The sequence below is a fragment of the Neobacillus sp. S1115 genome, from assembly GCF_055385565.1.
Map to the genome: position 1 here is coordinate 1871858 of NZ_AP038275.1, position 20199 is coordinate 1892056.

Annotated in this window: 22 protein-coding genes; 17 read left to right on the plus strand and 5 right to left on the minus strand. The window is 39.7% G+C overall.

The window, feature by feature from the left end:
• Positions 1–7 precede the first annotated feature (7 nt).
• On the plus strand, positions 8–3451 hold the full coding sequence (gene pyc / locus ACZ5B7_RS09220; protein ID WP_464493517.1) for a pyruvate carboxylase: 3444 nt from the start codon (positions 8–10) through the stop codon (positions 3449–3451).
• A 36-nt stretch (positions 3452–3487) separates the two neighbouring features.
• On the opposite strand, the gene ACZ5B7_RS09225 is transcribed toward pyc, so the two are convergent.
• Positions 3488–4396 (minus strand): COX15/CtaA family protein, encoded by a 909-nt coding sequence (locus ACZ5B7_RS09225; RefSeq protein WP_464493518.1) that lies wholly within the window; start codon positions 4394–4396, stop codon positions 3488–3490.
• 565 nt (positions 4397–4961) lie between these two features.
• Here ACZ5B7_RS09225 and cyoE point away from each other — a divergent pair.
• From cyoE to ACZ5B7_RS09260, 7 genes are all read left to right on the plus strand, one after another.
• Positions 4962–5888 (plus strand): heme o synthase, encoded by a 927-nt coding sequence (gene cyoE, locus ACZ5B7_RS09230; protein WP_464493519.1) that lies wholly within the window; start codon positions 4962–4964, stop codon positions 5886–5888.
• Between the two features lie 114 nt (positions 5889–6002).
• A complete protein-coding gene (gene coxB / locus ACZ5B7_RS09235) occupies positions 6003–7061 on the plus strand; it encodes a cytochrome c oxidase subunit II (protein WP_464493520.1) in 1059 nt (352 codons plus the stop codon).
• 31 nt (positions 7062–7092) lie between these two features.
• The gene (ctaD, locus tag ACZ5B7_RS09240; RefSeq protein ID WP_464493521.1) at positions 7093–8967 is read left to right on the plus strand and encodes a cytochrome c oxidase subunit I; all 1875 of its coding nucleotides are present in this window, start codon (positions 7093–7095) and stop codon (positions 8965–8967) included.
• Positions 8967–9593, plus strand: coding sequence for a cytochrome c oxidase subunit 3 (locus tag ACZ5B7_RS09245; protein ID WP_423801613.1), 627 nt, complete (start codon positions 8967–8969; stop codon positions 9591–9593). The genes ctaD and ACZ5B7_RS09245 overlap by 1 nt, the downstream gene beginning before the upstream one ends.
• Positions 9594–9597: 4 nt before the next feature.
• A complete protein-coding gene (gene ctaF, locus ACZ5B7_RS09250) occupies positions 9598–9933 on the plus strand; it encodes a cytochrome c oxidase subunit IVB (RefSeq protein ID WP_464493522.1) in 336 nt (111 codons plus the stop codon).
• A gap of 144 nt (positions 9934–10077) precedes the next feature.
• Positions 10078–10983, plus strand: coding sequence for a cytochrome c oxidase assembly factor CtaG (gene ctaG / locus ACZ5B7_RS09255; RefSeq protein WP_423801615.1), 906 nt, complete (start codon positions 10078–10080; stop codon positions 10981–10983).
• Between the two features lie 97 nt (positions 10984–11080).
• On the plus strand, positions 11081–11545 hold the full coding sequence (locus tag ACZ5B7_RS09260) for a DUF420 domain-containing protein (protein WP_423801616.1): 465 nt from the start codon (positions 11081–11083) through the stop codon (positions 11543–11545).
• A 45-nt stretch (positions 11546–11590) separates the two neighbouring features.
• Here ACZ5B7_RS09260 and ACZ5B7_RS09265 read toward each other — a convergent pair whose 3' ends face one another.
• Complete coding sequence (locus ACZ5B7_RS09265) at positions 11591–11950, minus strand: YugN family protein (protein ID WP_423801617.1); 360 nt, start codon at positions 11948–11950, stop codon at positions 11591–11593.
• A gap of 179 nt (positions 11951–12129) precedes the next feature.
• Between ACZ5B7_RS09265 and ACZ5B7_RS09270 the strand changes: the two genes are divergently transcribed.
• Positions 12130–12564, plus strand: coding sequence for a CBS domain-containing protein (locus ACZ5B7_RS09270; protein WP_423801618.1), 435 nt, complete (start codon positions 12130–12132; stop codon positions 12562–12564).
• Positions 12565–12767: 203 nt separating this feature from the next.
• Positions 12768–13811: a CAP domain-containing protein gene (locus tag ACZ5B7_RS09275; protein ID WP_464494461.1), complete on the plus strand. Its 1044-nt coding sequence runs from the start codon at positions 12768–12770 to the stop codon at positions 13809–13811.
• Positions 13812–13864: 53 nt separating this feature from the next.
• Here ACZ5B7_RS09275 and ACZ5B7_RS09280 read toward each other — a convergent pair whose 3' ends face one another.
• Both ACZ5B7_RS09280 and ACZ5B7_RS09285 read right to left on the minus strand, forming a co-directional pair.
• Complete coding sequence (locus ACZ5B7_RS09280) at positions 13865–14236, minus strand: hypothetical protein (RefSeq protein ID WP_423801619.1); 372 nt, start codon at positions 14234–14236, stop codon at positions 13865–13867.
• Between the two features lie 11 nt (positions 14237–14247).
• Complete coding sequence (locus tag ACZ5B7_RS09285; RefSeq protein ID WP_423801620.1) at positions 14248–14730, minus strand: PaaI family thioesterase; 483 nt, start codon at positions 14728–14730, stop codon at positions 14248–14250.
• 149 nt (positions 14731–14879) lie between these two features.
• On the opposite strand from ACZ5B7_RS09285, the gene ylbD reads away from it, so the two are divergent.
• From ylbD to coaD, 7 genes are all read left to right on the plus strand, one after another.
• Positions 14880–15287 (plus strand): YlbD family protein, encoded by a 408-nt coding sequence (gene ylbD / locus ACZ5B7_RS09290; RefSeq protein ID WP_423801621.1) that lies wholly within the window; start codon positions 14880–14882, stop codon positions 15285–15287.
• A gap of 16 nt (positions 15288–15303) precedes the next feature.
• Entirely contained in the window at positions 15304–15543 is a 240-nt protein-coding gene (locus ACZ5B7_RS09295) for a YlbE-like family protein (protein WP_423801622.1), read from the plus strand.
• A 93-nt stretch (positions 15544–15636) separates the two neighbouring features.
• Entirely contained in the window at positions 15637–15999 is a 363-nt protein-coding gene (locus ACZ5B7_RS09300; RefSeq protein WP_464493523.1) for a hypothetical protein, read from the plus strand.
• A gap of 63 nt (positions 16000–16062) precedes the next feature.
• Positions 16063–16500: a YlbF/YmcA family competence regulator gene (locus tag ACZ5B7_RS09305; RefSeq protein ID WP_213140859.1), complete on the plus strand. Its 438-nt coding sequence runs from the start codon at positions 16063–16065 to the stop codon at positions 16498–16500.
• A 99-nt stretch (positions 16501–16599) separates the two neighbouring features.
• The gene (locus ACZ5B7_RS09310; protein ID WP_213116444.1) at positions 16600–16875 is read left to right on the plus strand and encodes a YlbG family protein; all 276 of its coding nucleotides are present in this window, start codon (positions 16600–16602) and stop codon (positions 16873–16875) included.
• 367 nt (positions 16876–17242) lie between these two features.
• Complete coding sequence (gene rsmD / locus ACZ5B7_RS09315) at positions 17243–17803, plus strand: 16S rRNA (guanine(966)-N(2))-methyltransferase RsmD (RefSeq protein WP_464493524.1); 561 nt, start codon at positions 17243–17245, stop codon at positions 17801–17803.
• 12 nt (positions 17804–17815) lie between these two features.
• Complete coding sequence (coaD, locus tag ACZ5B7_RS09320; protein WP_464493525.1) at positions 17816–18295, plus strand: pantetheine-phosphate adenylyltransferase; 480 nt, start codon at positions 17816–17818, stop codon at positions 18293–18295.
• Between the two features lie 664 nt (positions 18296–18959).
• Here the strand turns inward: coaD and ylbJ are convergent.
• A complete protein-coding gene (gene ylbJ, locus ACZ5B7_RS09325; RefSeq protein WP_464493526.1) occupies positions 18960–20180 on the minus strand; it encodes a sporulation integral membrane protein YlbJ in 1221 nt (406 codons plus the stop codon).
• Between the last annotated feature and the right edge of the window lie 19 nt (positions 20181–20199).

The window sequence follows — 20199 nt, forward strand, 5'->3', positions numbered from 1 at the left end:
GTTTTATGTGGCAAGACAAATAAATAAAATATTGGTTGCAAACCGTGGAGAAATTGCAATCAGGGTTTTTCGCGCCTGTACTGAACTGAATATTCGAACTGTTGCGATTTATTCAAAGGAGGATTCCGGCTCTTATCATCGCTATAAAGCAGATGAGGCATATTTAGTGGGCGAAGGAAAGAAACCAATTGATGCCTATCTGGATATTGAAGGAATCATTGGGATTGCTAAAAGAAGTGGTGCAGACGCCATTCATCCGGGCTATGGGTTTTTGTCGGAGAATATCCACTTTGCCAGACGCTGCGAAGAAGAAGGGATTGTGTTTATCGGTCCTGCATCTAAACATTTAGATATGTTTGGCGATAAGGTAAAAGCCCGCTACCAAGCTGAACTGGCGGGAATACCAGTTATACCAGGGAGCGGCGGCCCTGTTAACAGTGTTGAGGAAGTGCTGGAATTTGCCGAAGAACATAGCTTCCCAATCATCATCAAAGCAGCGCTTGGCGGCGGTGGACGAGGAATGAGAATTGTCAGAAGCCGCGAAGAAGTTCGTGAAGCATTTGAACGGGCTAAATCAGAAGCAAAGGCAGCCTTCGGAAACGATGATGTTTATCTGGAAAAATTAATTGAAAAACCTAAGCATATTGAGGTTCAGATTATTGGAGATAAAGAAGGAAATATCGTTCATCTTTTTGACAGGGATTGCTCTGTCCAGCGGCGCCACCAAAAGGTGGTCGAGATTGCTCCAAGCGTCTCCCTTACTGATGAGTTAAGAAAGCAGATTTGTAATGCAGCTGTAAAATTAATGAAAAATGTCAATTACATCAATGCAGGAACAGTGGAATTTCTAGTTTCGGAGAATGACTTTTATTTTATTGAGGTAAACCCTCGTGTTCAAGTGGAGCATACCATTACAGAAATGGTAACAGGTATCGATATTGTCCAGACACAGATTTTAGTTGCCGAAGGACATGAACTGCATGGGCCTTTAATTGGGATACCGGAACAAGAAAAGATTCTTTTATATGGATATGCTATTCAATCCAGGGTTACAACAGAAGACCCGTTAAATAACTTCATGCCTGATACCGGCAAAATTATGGCGTACCGCTCTGGTGGTGGTTTTGGCGTTCGACTAGATGCCGGGAATGGATTTCAAGGCGCAGTCATTACTCCTTACTATGATTCATTATTAGTGAAGCTTTCCACATGGGCATTGACGTTTGAACAGGCGGCTGCAAAAATGGTTCGTAATTTGCAGGAATTTAGGATAAGAGGAATCAAAACGAATATTCCATTTTTAGAAAACGTTGTGAAACATGAATTGTTCCTAAATGGCAAGTATGATACCTCCTTTATTGATACAACACCTGAACTGTTTATTTTCCCAGTCCGTAAAGACAGGGGAACAAAAATGCTGTCCTATATCGGCACCGTCACAGTAAATGGTTTTCCGGGCATTGAAAAAAAGAAAAGACCTGTTTTTTCAAAGCCCCGAATTCCTTCTCTGCCATTTGATTTAGCATATAAAGAAGGGACTAAACAAATTTTAGAAAAGCAAGGAGCAGATGGCCTCGTCCAGTGGGTAAAAGATCAAAAGCAGGTGCTGTTAACTGACACAACTTTCCGGGACGCCCATCAATCATTGCTCGCAACACGGATGCGCACAACTGATATCGCTCATATCGCCGAACCGACAGCAAAGCTATTGCCGGAGCTATTTTCTTTTGAAATGTGGGGAGGAGCTACGTTTGACGTGGCCTACCGGTTCCTTAAGGAAGACCCTTGGGACCGTCTCTTGAATCTTCGCGAAAAGATTCCGAATGTTCTGTTCCAAATGTTAATTCGCGGAGCAAATGCTGTTGGGTATAAAAACTATCCTGACAATTTGATCAAGGAATTTGTTACGCAATCAGCGTCGGCAGGGATAGATGTGTTTCGAATTTTTGACAGCTTAAACTGGATCAAGGGAATGGAAGTGGCTATCGGCGCTGTAAGGCAAACAGGAAAGATCGCCGAAGCATCCATTTGTTATACTGGGGATATATTGGACCCTACGAGAACGAAATACAATCTTGAATACTATAAAAACCTCGCCAAAGAGCTTGAAAATCAAGGTGCCCATATTCTTGGCATAAAGGATATGGCAGGCCTATTGAAGCCAGAAGCTGCTTACCGGCTTGTGTCAGAATTAAAAGCGACAATCGATATACCAATCCACCTTCATACTCATGATACTAGTGGTAATGGGATTTATACTTATGCCCGTGCAATCGACGGAGGTGTAGATATTGTCGATGTTGCCATGAGTTCAATGGCAGGGTTAACCTCCCAGCCGAGTGGTAACTCCCTTTATTACGCTTTAGAAGGCAATCAGCGAAAGCCTGATGTAAACATCGATGCTCTAGAAAAGCTTTCCCATTATTGGGAGGATGTCCGTAAATATTATCAAGATTTTGAGTCCGGAATGATGTCGCCGCATTCGGAAATTTATCAGCATGAAATGCCGGGGGGGCAATACAGCAACCTTCAGCAGCAGGCAAAGGCAGTAGGGCTTGGCGAGCGCTGGGATGAAGTAAAGGAAATGTACTCCCGTGTAAACCAACTGTTTGGCGATATTGTAAAGGTAACCCCATCCTCAAAGGTTGTTGGCGATATGGCGTTGTTCATGGTGCAAAATGACTTAAACGAGGAAGACGTCGTATTGAAAGGAAATTCGCTCGATTTCCCTGATTCAGTTGTTGAATTGTTTGAAGGCTATTTAGGTCAACCGCATGGCGGATTCCCTGAGGAGCTGCAAAAGGTGATTTTAAAAGGCAAGAAGCCTTTGGAAGTGCGACCTGGAGAACTGCTTGAACCAGTTGATTTTAATACGTTACAAGAAGAGCTTTATGAGGAATTGGGAAGACAGGTAACTGATTTTGAAATTATTTCGTATGCCCTTTATCCAAAGGTGTTTATGGAATATGCTAAAACAACAGAGCTGTATGGGGATATTTCAGTTCTTGATACTCCAACCTTCTTATATGGAATGCGCTTGGGCGAAGAAATTGAAGTAGAAATCGAAACAGGTAAAACGCTAATTGTGAAATTAGTTTCGATTGGTCAGCCGCAGGCAGACGGGACAAGAGTCATCTATTTTGAATTAAATGGCCAGCCTCGTGAAGTGGTTATAAAAGATGAGAGTATTAAAGCAAAGGTTGTCTCTCGACTTAAAGGGGATCCGAAAAATGAAAACCATATTTCCGCCTCGATGCCTGGAACAGTTATTAAAGTATTGGTAGAGAAGGGCGAAAAGGTCGAACGTGGTGATCATTTGATGATTACGGAAGCGATGAAGATGGAAACGACCGTTCAAGCACCATTTTCCGGTGTTGTAAAAGACATCTACGCATTAAACGGTGACTCTATTCAAACTGGTGACCTCTTGATTGAACTAGTTAAAGCATAAAGAAAAAGGCTGTCTCAAACTCGAGACAGCCTTTTTTTAATGAAAGTTCCTTTTTGACCTTGAATATAAAAGGACAAAATAGCTTAAGAGACCAAATAAACAAGTAATAAAAAAAGCATGCAGCAAGGCGATGTAAAGGTTTAGGCGGCTAAAAATGATAAATGCGCCTGCGGTTACTTGCAATGATACTAATATAAACGAAATAATCCAGCCCCAATATAGGACTCTTTGGTGCTTATAATGACGGACAGCAAGCACAGTAATGTAAAGAATCCAGAGAAAAATCAAGCCCGCGGCCGTTCGGTGGCCCATTTGCACCCATTCATATAGATTGCTTGGAAGTCCGGGAGAATCGTTAAGACAAAATGGCCAATCCCTGCAGACAAGGCTTGATTTTGTATGACGGACAAGGGCGCCGGTATAAATGACGATATAACTATAAATGGTAACGCCAATAATATGGAAACCCATCCGTTTATCAATATAGAGTTTCTCGGCGGCGAACTTTTTATCGATTTCAAAAATGAGCAGCGTTAATAAGAAAACAGCCGCAAATGAAATGAGAGAAATACCGAAATGTAAAGCCAGGACGAAATCAGATTGTCCCCATTTTACTGCAGCAGCTCCGATTAACCCCTGGAGCAGCAAAAAGAAAAAAGACAGAAAGGAAAGAAATTTTGTTTCCCTTATATGCCCGATTGCCTTCCAAGACCAAACGGACAATATTAATACCATGATGCCGACTGCACCTGAAACAAGCCGGTGGGCAAGTTCAATAATAAGTTCCGGTGTAATGTCCGAAGGCAGAATCTTGCCGTGGCATAATGGCCAAGATCTGCCGCAGCCCATTCCGGAACCCGTTTTGGTAACGAGTGCCCCGCCGAGTAAAATAAGTATCATTCCAATGGTGGTGGCAACAGCCAACCACTTCAAAGAGCGTCGCAAAAAATTTCACCTCTAACTAAAGTTCAATAATTTGTCAAAAAAAATTCTTGACAGTATAATGGATAAAAAAAGAAGCAAGATTAAAAGTACTTATACATCATAACGAATTATCCCAAAAAAGAACAGAATTTCAGCCTAGTTTCTTATAGGATTTTTTTTGAAAATGGATAATGTTAATTTATCACTATTATTATAGTGGAAAACGTTGAAACTTAGGGTGTAGTCTGTTAGAACTATAGAGGGATGAATTTTTCAAGAGACCGAAGGGTTTGCATACTGCAGTCTTAATTCCGACAATCCAATATCCATACTGTTGATATAAATACATAAAAGACTTTCCTTTTTATTTTTTTACAAAACTTTAATGGTCAGAACAAGGGGAAAATAAGAAGAAATTTTATTTAGTCACAAATTAGTCAAAAATTATTCAAAAAAAGTTCACAAAAATTCCTGAAAGTGTGATTTAATATACAGAGAAAGTGTTATTAAAATCACGGTATACATAATGAGGGTATGCTTCATCAAGTGATAAAGGACAGTATTAAGAATCAGGAGGAGAAATTAAATGTCCAACTCAAAGGCTGCCATAGGAAATGGTGCGACAAGCCTGGATTCTGTTTCAGAAAAAACATCCGTTTGGAAAGACTTTATGGCCCTTATCAAAATTGGAATCGTTAATTCCAATCTGATCACTGTCTTTACAGGTCTTTGGCTCGCATTGCATTTTTCCGGCCTTAGCTTTTTGAATAATTTAGATATTGTCTTCTATACAGTGGCGGGTTCGGCTTTAATCGTTGCCGGTTCCTGTGCAATAAACAATTACGTTGACCGGGATATCGATCACTTAATGGAAAGAACAAAATCTAGACCTACTGTTACCGGGAAAGTGGTGCCGGTAAAAGTTTTGGGATTAGGTATTTTACTTATAGGACTGGGAACACTGTTTTTATTGTTTACAACGATAACTGCAACAGTAATAGGACTGCTTGGAGTTTTTAGTTATGTTTTCTTATATACATTATGGTCAAAAAGACAGCTAGTCTCTAATACCATTATTGGCAGTATTTCTGGGGCTGTACCACCGTTAATTGGCTGGGCTGCAGTAGATGCAAATCTTGATGTCATGGCATGGGCGTTATTTGTGTTAATGTTTGTTTGGCAGCCGCCTCATTTCTATGCTTTGGCGATGAGAAGGGTGAAAGAGTATAAAGCTGCGAACATCCCAATGCTTCCTGTAGTGAAAGGGTTTAAAACGACAAAAAATCACATTTTACTCTGGGTTGCAGTTCTTTTGCCAATCCCATTTTTTCTTACTAAATTAGGAATCCCATTTCTAATTCTTGCCACCGTCTTAAATCTCGGCTGGCTTGCATTAGGGATTTATGGATATAAGATCAAAGATGACATAAAGTGGGCAAAACTAATGTTTGTTTACTCATTGCAATATTTGACTATTATTTTTGTGGCGATGGTTATAGTTACATTAATCTAGTTTTGCTGACGTATCTTTCCTGAAGCAATTTCTTTGCGGGAAAGGGGTCGTACATACTTCTTTGATCAATCAATAAAATAATAAACTAAAAGTGAAAGAGGGGTTTGATTAAGCATGAAAAGGCTAGCAAATTGGCGTTTATTCTCGCTGTTTGCGATGGTAGCGCTTGTACTTTCCGGTTGTGGTAAACCATATTTATCCACATTAACTCCAGCCGGTGAAGTTGCTGACATCCAGTACGATTTGATGGGGCTAAGTACGATAATTATGGTTGGCGTTATTATTGTTGTTTTGTTAATTTTCGTTATCGTCTTTTTCCGTTTTAGAAGGAAGGATGACAGAATACCAAAACAGGTAGAAGGAAGTCATAAATTAGAAATTATTTGGACCGTTATTCCGATTCTTTTGCTTTTGGTTCTAGCTGTTCCAACTGTTTCTGCAACATTTAAGCTTGCGGATGTTAAAACAATGGATGACAAGAACTCTAAAGCAGTTGTAGTTAATGTTCGTTCCCATTTATATTGGTGGGATTTCGAATATCCTAAACAAAAAATTGTAACCAGCCAAGAACTGGTTGTACCAACCGATGAAAAGGTATATTTCAGTTTGAAATCCATGGATGTTAAGCACTCCTTCTGGATTCCGGCTGTAGGCGGAAAACTTGATACGAATACAGACAATATTAATAAATTTTGGTTAGAGTTTGATGCAGAAAAGGCTAATGAAGCAGGAAATCTTTTCTACGGGAAATGTGCCGAGCTTTGCGGACCATCCCATGCTTTAATGGACTTTAAAGTAAAAGCAATGAGCAAAGACGATTTCAATGCTTGGGTGAAAGATATGCAGAGCGTCAAAGCGCCTGAAAAAGCGCAAACTGCTTTAGCACAGCAAGGTCAGGATATCTTTAATAAAAGCTGTATTGGCTGCCATGCTGTAACACCTGAAAACAAAATGCCGGAAACAGCTCGTATCGCGCCGAACCTTTCAAACTTTGGCGAAAGATCACGTGTTGCTGGTATTTTGGACCATAATAAGGAAGAAGTAAAAAATTGGATTCGTAATCCAGAAACCTATAAGCCAGGCAACACTATGACTGGTAAGTATCCGCAAATGACGGAAGATCAGCTAAATGCTTTAGCAGAATATCTGATGGGCTTAAAGGTTCAGGACTAATAGGGGATTTGGTTGAAAGGGAGGTAAAAACGTGAGTACCTATGCTCAAAAAAAGGGATTTGGTGCAACTTTATGGGACTTTTTAACAACAGTTGACCATAAAAAAATCGCCATCCTATATCTGATTGCAGGTGGATTTTTCTTCTTAGTTGGCGGTATTGAAGCTGTCTTTATCCGTATCCAGCTTGCAGTTCCTAACAATGATTTTGTAAGCGCCGGGGCATTTAATGAAATCATTACAATGCACGGAACAACAATGATTTTCTTAGCTGCCATGCCGCTTGTGTTCGCGTTCATGAATGCCGTTATGCCACTCCAGATAGGAGCGCGTGACGTAGCTTTTCCTTATGTGAACGCATTAGGATTTTGGTTGTTCTTCTTTGGCGGAATTTTTCTAAACCTTTCTTGGTTCTTAGGAGGAGCTCCAGATGCTGGTTGGACATCTTATGCATCTCTTGCTATTCACTCCAAAGGACATGGTGTTGATTTCTATGTTTTAGGTTTACAGATTTCAGGTTTAGGTACGTTGATTGGTGGTATTAACTTCCTTGTAACCATCATTAACATGCGTGCACCTGGAATGACCTATATGCGGATGCCGTTGTTTACTTGGACTACATTTGTAACGTCAGCACTTATTCTTTTTGCATTCCCTCCATTAACAGTGGGATTAGTATTAATGATGTTTGACCGTCTATTTGGAGCTAATTTCTTTGAAGTCGCTCAAGGTGGTAATACCGTAATTTGGGAACACTTATTCTGGATCTTTGGTCACCCAGAAGTATATATCTTGATCTTGCCAGCTTTCGGTATTTTCTCGGAAATCTTTGCAATGTTCTCAAGAAAACGTTTATTTGGTTACTCATCCATGGTTTTCGCAACAGTGTTAATCGGTTTCTTAGGATTCATGGTTTGGGCACACCATATGTTTACAACTGGTCTTGGCCCAGTTGCAAATGCTATCTTCGCTGTAGCGACAATGGCAATTGGGGTACCGACAGGTATTAAAATCTTTAACTGGCTGTTCACAATGTGGGGCGGTAGTGTTAAGTTTACAACACCAATGCATTATGCGTTTGCGTTTATCCCTACATTCGTTATGGGTGGGGTAACCGGGGTTATGCTGGCTTCTGCAGCCGCTGACTATCAATATCATGACACATATTTCGTTGTTGCCCACTTCCACTACGTTATTGTTGGTGGTGTAGTATTAGCGCTTTTAGCGGGTACACATCTTTATTGGCCTAAGATGTTTGGAACAATGTTAAATGAAACAATGGGAAAGATTACGTTCTGGACTTTCTTCATTGGCTTCCATATGACATTCTTTATCCAGCACTTCCTTGGTCTATGGGGGATGCCGCGCCGCGTATTTACCTATCTGCCAGGGCAGGGCTTTGAAACTTCAAACATGATCAGTTCCATTGGAGCTGCCTTCATGTCTGTCGGTGTTATTGTGTTATTGATTAACATCATTGTGACATCTGTAAAAAATGTTAGAGTTGGAAATGACCCATGGGGTGATGGCCGTACATTAGAATGGTCTATTCCATCTCCACCGCCGTTCTATAACTTTAAGCAGCTTCCACTTGTCCGCGGCTTGGATGCTTACTGGTTAGAGAAAATGGAAGGTAAGACAGAAATGACACCTGCTGAACCGCTTGGTGACATTCATATGCCAAACTCTTCTTTCTTGCCATTTACAACATCGCTTGGTCTTTTCATCGCCGCTTTTGGTGCTATGTACCATGTGGATGATAAGGGATGGGCATTGCCAGTCTTGTTTATTGGTCTGCTCGTAACATTTGGTTCCATGTTATTACGCTCTGTTAAAGATGACCATGGTTTCCATATTCATAAAGAAGAATTAATGAACGATGATGATAATAAGGGGGTTAAGGCATAATGCACGCTGAAGAAAAATTAACTTATGAAACTTGGCCTGCAGAGCCGGAGAAATCAACCCTTGAAGCGAAAAATAAATTTTTAGGTTTTTGGTTATTCTTAGGGGGAGAGACTGTGCTATTCGCCTCTCTCTTCGCCACTTACCTTTCGTTAAAGGATAAAGTGCCAAATACCTCTCAGCCTCTGGCAAAGGATTTATTTGAACTTCCGTTGACCTTCGTGGCAACGATGCTGTTACTAACAAGCTCATTAACAAGTGTTTACGCTATTTACCAAATGAAAAACTTTGCCTTCAAAAAAATGATGGTGTGGTTAGGTCTTACTGTCCTATTAGGACTTGGGTTCTTAGGACTTGAAGTTTATGAGTTCACACATTATGTTCATGAAGGGCATAAATTTACAAGCAGTGCTTTTGGATCGGCTTTCTATACACTTGTTGGCTTCCACGGAGCTCACGTTGCTTTCGGATTAGCTTGGTGCTTATCGTTAATGTTACGTAATGCAAAACGCGGCTTAGACTTATACAACGCGCCAAAATTCTATGTATTTAGTTTGTATTGGCACTTTATTGATGTTGTATGGGTATTCATCTTTACTATTGTATATTTAATGGGAATGGTGGGATAAACTGATGGCAAATCAACAATTAAATTCAGGGAACCCAAGAGTTGACCTTGAATATCGCCGCCGTAAAAGTGCGGAAGAGATGAGATATCAAGTCATTTCATTTGCTTTAATGATTTTCTTAACATTGATTGCGTTTGCTGCTGTAGCTGCTAAAGGATTTACAGCGTGGTTTACTATACCATTTATCGTTCTTTTAGCGTTCGTGCAAGTGGTTTTCCAATTGTTTTATTTTATGCATATGAGTCATAAAGGCCATGAGGCTCCAACTTTATTCCTGTTTTCAGGTTTATTTGTTGGCTTGGTTATGATTTGGGCATTTATGACCATTATTTGGTGGTAGGAATAAAAAAGAAAATCGGCTTTTAGCCGATTTTCTTTTTTAGTAATTGGAAAACATATGCAGCATCATTTCTTTGCCTATCCCAAAAGCCAAGGGTATAATAAAGTTGATGATTCTTTAACTATTTTTAGAGGTGATATTGCAGTGCTTACCTTGGATATATTTGGTTTTCAAGCGCTATGGAGCCCGTATTTTTTATTGATTATGATTGTTTTGACAGGAGGATTTTTTCTTCTAACCACAAGATTTAGACACCGTTTCCAGGACAGTGAGCCATTAACATGGCAGCAAGGGTCTTTATTTCTTACCTCAATGATTCTTTTGTATGCTATTAAAGGATCTCCATTGGACTTAATGGCCCATTTGATGTTTTATATTCATATGATTCAGATGGCTGCACTGGTCTTGATTGTTCCGCCTTTATTCATTTTGGGTGTACCAGCATGGCTGTGGAGAGCGGTTTTACGCATCGGAGTTTTTAACTCTCTCTTTAAGTTTTTCACTAGACCGCTTATGGCTCTAATAATCTTTAACGGGTTATTTTCGTTTTACCATGTTCCTATCATTTTTGATCATGTCATGCAAAATATTTGGCTGCATGCAGGCTATTCGATTCTATTGTTTGTCGTTGCCATTTTTATGTGGTGGCCATTAATTAATCAGCTTCCTGAGCATCAAACCCTAAGCGGTTTAAAAAAGGTTGGGTATATTTTTGCGGATGGCATTCTTTTAACACCGGCCTGCGCATTGATTATCTTTGCTGACACACCTATTTATGCTACTTATTCTGATCCGCATGTATGGGGCAACGTGATGAGCTTGTGTGTGGGTACCGCTAATTTTAACAGCTTAAATTTAAGCGGTCCTGAGCTGTTTAGTTCGATGTCCTTAATCCACGACCAACAGCTTGGCGGAGTATTGATGAAGATTATGCAGGAAATCATTTATGGGGTAATCCTTTTCCGCGTCTTTTTTGAATGGTATCGTAAGGACCAAGCAGAAACCGAGCGCGATTTAAATCCAAAATTAAATCCATCGCTTATTAAATAGAGGCTGTCCGAATGACAACCTCTTTTTCTTTTGGTTGAAGTTTAGGAAGGTTTACTCTACTATAAGAGGAGAATAAACAAAAAGAGAGGATTTATGCATGGATTCGATACCAATTTTACCCACGATTAGTACCACTTTTATCGTTTTAAGCGGGATTACAGTTGCCATCGGCTGGTGGCAAATTAAACAAAGAAAATTGGAAGCTCACAAACGGACTATGTTTTTTGCAGGTATTTTTGCTCTTATTTTCTTTATTATTTATGCATCTAGAACTATATTCATTGGGAACACATCCTTTGGTGGACCGGATAATATCAAAATATTCTACACTGTATTTTTGATTTTTCATATTACCTTGGCCACGTTAGGAGCAGTCTTGGGGATAATGTCTCTTATTTCAGGATATAAAAATAAACTCACCTTCCATCGCCGTCTTGGCCCCTTTACCAGCATCGTCTGGTTTTTTTCAGCCGCTACCGGAGTAGTGGTCTACCTGCTCTTATACGTATTTTACCGAGGCGGAGAAACAACTTCCATGATTAAAGCGATTTTAGGTTTTTAAGATCAAAAAAGCCGCATGATTAACATTCATGCGGCTTTTTGTGCGTTATACAGCAAATTTGCTGATTTCATTTTTTACATCTTCGATAATTTTTTTGCATTGATTTACAAGTGATGCAGGGAAGTTTTCACCTTCACCGTATTCAACACCGTGTGGGTAATAATGTTTTCCCAACAGAGGAGTCATCAATTGAACCACAGCTTTGAAGGTATCTACATCGCCTTCAACAGAATAGCCTTGGATCCGAAGGTAAAATACTCCCTCTCTTAGTTCAAACTTTTTGTCGTATGTAACGCGTTCATAATCCCATTGTCCTGCGCGCACTAAACCATGCTGATGCATTACGTCATCAAGCCGGTTTATGTCTGCTTTGAACTCCTCAATACCAGTATTTTCGAATTTCATAAATAAATCCCTCCTAGAAACGCTTGCCTGTATTCATTATTTGGTAATAAAGCAAGATTAATTCAATTTAATAATAGATGAAATTTCTGTAACTTGCAACGAAATCATTTAACGAATAAATCCATTATGGCTGGATATTCTAATTTACGAAAAGAGCTATAAATTTTGGAGGCGATTTTATGGAAAAAATCCGTGATATTATGACTGATGAGGTAGACTGCTGTACTCTATTAGATAATATCTATGAAGTAGCCGTTAAAATGAAAGAGTTAAATGTAGGGGCTATTCCTATTGTCGATAAAGAAAAAATTGTTGGTATGATTACTGATCGTGATATTGTCATTAGAGGCGTGGCAGAAAAGCATCCGGGCTCATCCAAAGTGGAGGAAATCATGAGCAATGACCTGATTACTGTTTCTCCAGAGGCTTCTACTAGAGAGGCGGCAAAATTAATGGCACAGCATCAAATTCGTCGTTTGCCCGTTGTAGAGGATGAGAAGTTGATTGGTATTGTATCACTTGGCGATTTTGCAATCCGTGAACTAACTGATGATCAAGCAAGGCAGGCCTTGACACAAATTTCTGAACAAAACTATAATAGTGCGCAGCATTAAGATAGTAATTTATTATAGGACAAATAGTTCTAAACAGGCGCCCCGGTGCCTGTTTTCTTTTTTAATTAAGCATTTTCAGACATTTTAGGAAAACGGGTATTACTTAAAAAGATATAAATGCTATAATTATTCTAACAGTACATATAATGGTAGAAATAGTAATAGAGAGGGTGTAGCCTCTGAAGACGCTTTTACGAATTTTGGTGCTTTCTGCGGTAATCGTCACAATTGGCTTTTATGTTGGCATAAATGAAAAGAATCAGGATAAGGTTTTAATAAAGAAAGACAGCACCTCAGAAATGGAACAAACTTATCAGCAAAATCCTAATTCGCAATCAAACAATAAATTGAAAAAACCTGAAGAAGGTTTGTCTTTATTGATAGGCAAAAATGCTGCGGACATTGTCAAAGAACTTGGGGAACCACAGCGAATTGATGAGACTCCATACGGTTATCAATGGTATATTTATAACTTGGACTTTAAACGTTATGTTCAAGTTGGGATTGAAAATAGTCATGTGGCAACGATTTTCGTCCTTGGTGAAAATTTGAATATATCCCCTTTTGAGATCGGGCAGCCGGTTGAAGAAATATTTAATACGCAATTTTTCGAAACGAATATCAATATCGATTTGAATGGGAATAACTATCGGTTTGAATTAAATGACACAGATTTAAACCTGCGACCAATCATTCAGCTGGGTGATGTTTTTTTTCAGCTTTATATTGATAAATTCAAGGGTACTCTTTCAAGCGTACGCATTTTAAATGGTGAGACGTTTATCAAGCAGCGCCCTTATGAGCTCGTCTATCGCGGTGAATTAATCGAACAGCCTATGCCTGACGAAGAAATGTGGGAAAAGATTGAAACAGGGGCAGAACAAGAAATTTTTGATATTTCAAATGTGTTAAGGCAAAGGTACAAATTGGATCCATTAAAATGGGACGATGGTACGGCTGAAGTAGCATTTGGCCATAGTAAGGATATGGCATTGAATAATGATTTTTCACATACATCTAAAAAATTTGGCAGTCTTGCCGATCGATTAAATAAAGCTGAGGTTGCCTATAAAACGGCTGGTGAGAATATCGCCGCCAATTATACGGACGGGCCTGCTGCGGTTGAAGGGTGGCTGAACAGCAAGGGCCACAGGGATTCGTTATTAAATAAGGAATTCACCCATCTTGGTGTTGGTGTATATCAAAAATATTATACGCAAAACTTTATCCAAAAAACAGAACAATAAAAGGGAGAAGAAGCAGGGTCCTGCACTTTCTCCCTTTATTATTTCTTATAAAATTAGCCGTTCGGAGTTTTCGAATCATATCGGTTAAATAAAAACGTATTTCCTTCCCAGCTCCCGTATAGACGAATGAAATGGCCTGGTGTAAATAAGCATTTTTCCATGTTTTTCGTAACAGGAGTCATTCTTTTGGCAGTGACTATTTTTGCATCAGTTTGAAGTTTTATTGTCTGAACCAAAAGATAACGGTGATAATAATAGCGTTCCTTGCTTTCGTCGATGCTTTTAATTTCACCTGTTAATATTGCTTCTTCCCTTACATTCCCTGCAGCAAGCCATTTTTCATCGTGCTCTTTCATCTCTTTTTTAGTCAGCAGGTAGAAATAAAAACAAATAATCGGGATAAGAATGGCTGTAACCATTATCATTAAACCCCTTCTTATTTATTTATGATAAAAAATGTGCCGGTGGCATAGGCTATTTTTTTGCCGTCATTTCGGTAGGCGGTGCCTGAGACGACGATTGTTTTTGTGCCATGATGAATGATGTCAGCCTTGCAGCTTAATGTGTCCCCAATTCCAGGGGCAATATAATGGATATTAAGCTGATTAGTTACGGCCCCCAAACCTTCTGGCAAAACATAGTTTGCTAATGAACCCATTGCAGTATCCAAAACTGTGGCTGTAATTCCGCCATGAACAATGTCTAAATTATTATGAATGATTGGATTAATGGGGATGGTAATTTCACACGTGTTTTTGTCCATTTTTCTATCCATATGGAGAAGATGGCCAATATAGGTATCACTGTTCTTATCAATCTTTTGCTGAACCCCTCGTAATAGGGAGGCGAGACTTTCCAAGTCTGTTTCCGAGCCATTCTCGATACAATCTTCTAAAAGATGCCTTAACTCTTGTTTCATTTTTTTACCTCTTTCTTTTTTGCGTTTCTTTGACCATCTTACCACTTGTGTGCCTAATAATAAATGTTTTAAACCTAATTCGCCGTTTCACATTTCTTCTGGTTTATCATACTTTATTATTGGAATGAATAGGGGCAGAGGTGAGGATAATGACGCAAAAGAAATTGCACCCATCCGTTGAAAAATTTAAAGAATTTGTTAAAAATAATCCAAAAATTATTAAGGAGGTCCGCAAAGGAAACGCCACCTGGCAGGAATTATACGAGGACTGGTACTTATTAGGGGAAGAAGACCAGCGTTGGGAGAAAATTGGTTCAGATGGTGAAGCTGCGGAGGTAAAAGATGAGAAAGAAGCCAAAGGGGATTTAATGTCCAATGTGATGGGAATTTTTAAAAAAATGGATCCCAATCAAATGCAGTCCCATCTACAGAATATCAGTCAGGCGATTGGCGCCATCCAAGGCCTTGTTTCCCAATTTCAAGGCGGTAATGCACCAAATAATCCTGTAAAACCTCCTGAAGGGCCAAAACATCCATTTTCATTTAGACAAGACTAATTAAAGGGTGGGGGATATGCGCAAGGAAATTTTAGAATATGTGGAAGGACAAAAGGATTTAAAACGATTTATTCGGGAGCAGCCACTTTGGTATCGGAAACTGTCAAGAAATCCTTATGATATTCAATCGCTAGAAATTGCAGCATTACACTATTACAAAAAAACCATTCCAGACCAAGTGGAGAAATTCACAAATGGAGTGCAAATGGCTTCAATGATGTACTCCATGTTCCAAGCAATGAAAAACCAAAATTAACAAAGGGCACACAAATTTGGGTGTGGCCTTTTTTGTTTGGATTAAAAAATATTGAGAAGGCGAACAATACAAACATGAGAAGGAGTGATATTGGTGAAAAAACATATCCTCATTGGTTTTATTTTGTTCTGGTCCTTAGGCGCCTTAATACTTCACGAAGCAAAGGCAATCTCAAGCGAAATACCTGAGCTGATTGTTCAACATGAAACAAAAGGAAATCAAGTGCTTGTAGAATGCATTTTAACGGGAATTAGTTTTAGAGAGATAGAGGATTCAAAACAAAAAACGGGTAAAATTGTCATTTGGGTAGACGGACTGAAAAAATCCGAAGCCTCCTCGGCGGTATTCATTATCAAGGATCTTTCTCCAGGGAACCACCAGGTAAAGCTGGATGTGGTTGATTTAAAAAATAATTCCTACGGTTTGAAAAAGGAGTTTATAGTAAATATCCCCTAATTAAATGGATTTTTTCGCTTTCAGGAGGAATTCATGATAAAATGTCAGTGGAGGTGAGCGTACATGCTTGCTACATCAGAAAGAGTTGAATTACTGGACTACGCTGAACAACTGGCAAAAATGGTTCTCGAATCTGACATTGTTGAAAATTATCGGATTTGTTTATATAAAATGCAAAGCAGCCCTGAAACGCAGCAAAAGATACAGCGTTTCGCGAAGCTTAAAGACCTTTATGAAGAGGTGCAAAGGTTTGGTAAGTACCATCCTGATTATAAAAACGTGATGACTCAAATTCGTCAATATAAACGGGAAATGGACTTGGACGCAAACGTAGCTGAATTTAAATTGGCGGAAAATGATTTGCAAAGCCTTTTGGATGAAATCAGTCTCCACGTTGGTCGATCCGTCTCCGAGCATATAAAAGTCCCGACCGGCAACCCGTTTTTTGATAAAGGTCATTCAAGCGGCTGCGGTGGCGGAGGAAGCTGTGGCTGCAGTTAAAAAAATGAGCATGTGAGCTAAAGGGGTAAGGATTGAAATAAAACCTTTTCATGTGCTAGACTTATTTAAAAAGAAGCCTGCATTGAAGGGGAAAAAATTATGTTTGTTCAAAGACAAGGATTAGTTGTTTGGCTGTATTCACTAAAACAGGCCAAAATGCTCAGACGTTTTGGAAATGTCCATTATGTGTCAAAAAAGCTAAAATATGTTGTGGTTTACTGTAACCAGGACGACGCAGAGGAAATTATAGAAAAGCTCCAATCCTTTTCGTTCGTGAAAAAAGTAGAGCCTTCATACAAGCCCTTTTTAAAAATGGAATACGAAAATTCAGCACCTGACAAGGCAAAAGAATATGACTATAAAATGGGGATATAAAAAGGTGAGATTCATCTCATCTTTTTTTTGCCCTAAAAAGAAAAAAACCCTGCAAAAATTTTGCAGGGTCCTTCTAAATCCTGATATAGGACAGAAGGCAAAGGGAGAGGAGAAACCGGAGGAAGAACTTATGGGGAAACGTAAGTCTTCTCCGCGGTTGGCAACAACATCCTCGAATTGATGTTGTTACTTACATTATTTCCACAACCCAAAACCTTATACGTCGAAATTTAAAATTTCCTTTTTTCGCAAATTTTTTATAAAATATAAGAAAAGAAAAAACTAATGTGACAAATTTGTTTATATTTTGCAGCCTATGGTAGGATGTAAAAAAACGTGATTTTGGATAAAATGTGGTGGTGAACACGTGAGAGTAGTTTCTGGTATCTGTAAAGGCCGTCCTCTTAAAGCTGTCCCTGGTAATACAACAAGACCGACAACTGATAAGGTGAAGGAAGCCCTATTTAATATGATTGGCCCTTATTTTGACGGGGGTACCGGGCTTGACCTCTTTGCCGGGAGCGGAGGATTAGGTTTGGAAGCACTGAGCAGAGGCTTGGATAAAGTGATCTTTATCGACAGGGACGCCAAAGCAATTCAGACAATCCAAGATAATATCAGCGTATGCAGGTTTGAAGACAAAACTGAGGTATTCAGGAATGATGCAGACAGGGCACTAAAGGCTTTAATTAAACGAGAAATTATGTTTGACTATATTTTCTTGGATCCGCCGTACAAGCTTCAAGAACTGGTCCGGTTAATGGAAAAAATGGATAAAGCTAATGTGGTCAAAGACCAAGGAATTATTGTCTGTGAACATAGTTTTGATGTAGATTTACCTCCCTCTGTTGGGAGGTTCTCGCAGATAAAACATGAGAAATACGGGATTATTGCTATAACAATATATTTAAAATCTAATGGGGAATAAGGGGGAGTCAAGTTGGCAAGTATAGCCGTTTGTCCGGGAAGTTTTGATCCAATTACATATGGCCATTTAGATATCATCCGCAGAGGGGCTAAGGTTTTCGATAAGGTTTATGTTGTGGTATTAAATAATGTCTCAAAAAATTCGCTCTTTACTGTTGAGGAAAGGCTTGACCTGATAAAGGAAGTTACAATGGACATTCCTAACGTGGCTGTCGATCAATTTTCCGGGCTGCTTGTCGATTATGCCAAGAGTGTGAACGCAAATGCAATCCTTCGGGGCCTTAGGGCTGTTTCCGATTTTGAATATGAAATGCAGATTACCTCGATGAATAGGTTTTTAAACGATCATGTGGAAACCTTTTTTATGATGACCAATAATCAATATTCCTTCTTGAGCTCCAGCATCGTGAAGGAAGCAGCAAAGTACAAAGGGGATATATCAGGGCTTGTTCCGCCCCCAGTCCAAAAAGAATTGCAAAAAAAATACAGATAAAAAAAGAGCTAAATTACTTAGCTTGCAGGCTGTCGAAAAAATTTCGATAGCCTATTAATTTACTCCTTTATAATTCTTCACGTTTATTTGTTAAAAATGATATTGAATATTGGCATTTCAACAGGTCTGTTGATTTGCGCTCCAGGCGCTTCGCTTTCCGCGGGCGTGCCGGGGAGCCTCCTCGTCGCTAAAGCTCCTGCGGGGTCTCCCCTGCCCCGTACTCCCGCAGGAGTCTTCGCGCCTTCCGCGCCAATCAACAGGTGTATTCAATAAAGATTTTCAACTCACAATAAATTATTTATAAAACCGTTGAAGGACAAAATTCGAAGGATTGAAAAATCAAGTAAAAAGTCTTTCATTACCATAACCTTTGCGACATATTTAGTAGGATTAGAAAAATTGTGTGGCAAATCTTTATTTCGGTTTGCCTCCCTGTTGATTGGAGCGGAGGGCACCGACTCCTGCGGGATATAGAATCACTGGAGACCCCGCAGGCGCCAAAGCGCCGAGGAGGCTCCAGGACCTCCCCGCGGAAAGCGAGTGCCCGGAGCGGAGATCAACAGGCCCATTTGCAGGAATAATCAATTATTAAAAATCCATAATTTAGACGAAATAAAAATTGTCGGGAAAAATACTCTTTCCCGACAATCTGTTAGCAAATCCTTTAGCTCTTTTTTATATTACTTTCTTTTAGCCTGATAAATAAGATTAGTACATATAATGATAGGGAGCAAATCGTGATGAGTGGGCCGGTTTCCAGCATTTTATGATAAAAATCCTTTGTCCATATTCCATCTCCAAATACAGGCAGGGCGCCTGCAGGCTGATTATGGCCTTGGAAGCGCACATAAATAGGATTCCATAATAGGAGCGTAAAGAGACCGGCAAAAATGCCTTGGAAGATTCGTGCAATAAAGAATGGCCGAAAGCGGATGTCAGTCTGGGCTAGGATGCTGGCCACCTGTGCTTGGACACTAAAACCGCTGAAGGCCAAAATAAAACTTGTTATGATCGCTTTCTGAAGCAGTATGGCATCTTCCACTCTGCTGGTCAAATCGCTGCCAAGAGTGATTTCAAACAGTCCGGAAATAAACGGTATGCTTAACATTTCTGAAAATCTAAAAACAGAAAAAATCATTTCCACGAATTTTGCCAGCGCAGCCGTTATATGTAGATGGTAAAGAAGTTGATTAATCACAGAAAATAGGATGATAAAACCGCCGACCATCAATAATGTTTGAATCGATGAGGTAACAGCATCGCCGAGAAGCTTTCCAATCGGGCGGTTATCCTTCAGTCTTGTTTGGTGCAAAGCTGATAAGGCTTCCCGAATCTTGAATTTTTTGGCGTTTTTCGCTTTATTAGGAGACTCCTTACCGTGGAAGCGCATCATAATGCCAACACATATGTTGCCCAAATAGTGCGCAACAGCCAAGAGAATGCCTAATTGGGTATTGTGAAAAAAACCGACAGCTACTGCTCCAAAGATGAATAAGGGATTAGAGGAATTGGTGAAAGAGACGAGTCTCTCAGCTTCAATTCGCGTTATGTGTCCTTCTTGCCGCATTCTTGCGGTAAATTTGGCACCTGCCGGGAAGCCTGATGCCATTCCCATGGCCCAAACAAAGCCTCCAACACCAGGAACTTTGAAAAGCGGTCGCATAAGTGGTTCAAGAAGAACCCCTATGAACTTGACCACCCCAAACCCGATCAACATTTCTGATACAATAAAAAAAGGCAGGAGGGAAGGGAATACTATTTCCCACCACATATTCAGGCCACGGATAGAGCCTTCAAATGATTCTTTTGGATAGAAAATAAGTGACGCTGCTAAAACGATGCCGGAGATGGCTAAAGCAAGCGTTTTGAGCTTTGACCGAAACATCAAAGAGTTCTCCTTCCTT

Coding starts and splice junctions, on each gene's coding strand:
- cyoE (WP_464493519.1), top strand. CDS start 4,962: ATGTCCAACTCAAAGGCTGCCATAGGAAATGGTGCGACAAGCCTGGAT.
- coxB (WP_464493520.1), top strand. CDS start 6,003: ATGAAAAGGCTAGCAAATTGGCGTTTATTCTCGCTGTTTGCGATGGTA.
- ACZ5B7_RS09245 (WP_423801613.1), top strand. CDS start 8,967: ATGCACGCTGAAGAAAAATTAACTTATGAAACTTGGCCTGCAGAGCCG.
- ctaF (WP_464493522.1), top strand. CDS start 9,598: ATGGCAAATCAACAATTAAATTCAGGGAACCCAAGAGTTGACCTTGAA.
- ACZ5B7_RS09260 (WP_423801616.1), top strand. CDS start 11,081: ATGGATTCGATACCAATTTTACCCACGATTAGTACCACTTTTATCGTT.
- ACZ5B7_RS09265 (WP_423801617.1), bottom strand. CDS start 11,950: ATGAAATTCGAAAATACTGGTATTGAGGAGTTCAAAGCAGACATAAAC.
- ACZ5B7_RS09270 (WP_423801618.1), top strand. CDS start 12,130: ATGGAAAAAATCCGTGATATTATGACTGATGAGGTAGACTGCTGTACT.
- ACZ5B7_RS09280 (WP_423801619.1), bottom strand. CDS start 14,236: ATGATAATGGTTACAGCCATTCTTATCCCGATTATTTGTTTTTATTTC.
- ACZ5B7_RS09285 (WP_423801620.1), bottom strand. CDS start 14,730: ATGAAACAAGAGTTAAGGCATCTTTTAGAAGATTGTATCGAGAATGGC.
- ylbD (WP_423801621.1), top strand. CDS start 14,880: ATGACGCAAAAGAAATTGCACCCATCCGTTGAAAAATTTAAAGAATTT.
- ACZ5B7_RS09295 (WP_423801622.1), top strand. CDS start 15,304: ATGCGCAAGGAAATTTTAGAATATGTGGAAGGACAAAAGGATTTAAAA.
- ACZ5B7_RS09305 (WP_213140859.1), top strand. CDS start 16,063: ATGCTTGCTACATCAGAAAGAGTTGAATTACTGGACTACGCTGAACAA.
- ACZ5B7_RS09310 (WP_213116444.1), top strand. CDS start 16,600: ATGTTTGTTCAAAGACAAGGATTAGTTGTTTGGCTGTATTCACTAAAA.
- ylbJ (WP_464493526.1), bottom strand. CDS start 20,180: ATGTTTCGGTCAAAGCTCAAAACGCTTGCTTTAGCCATCTCCGGCATC.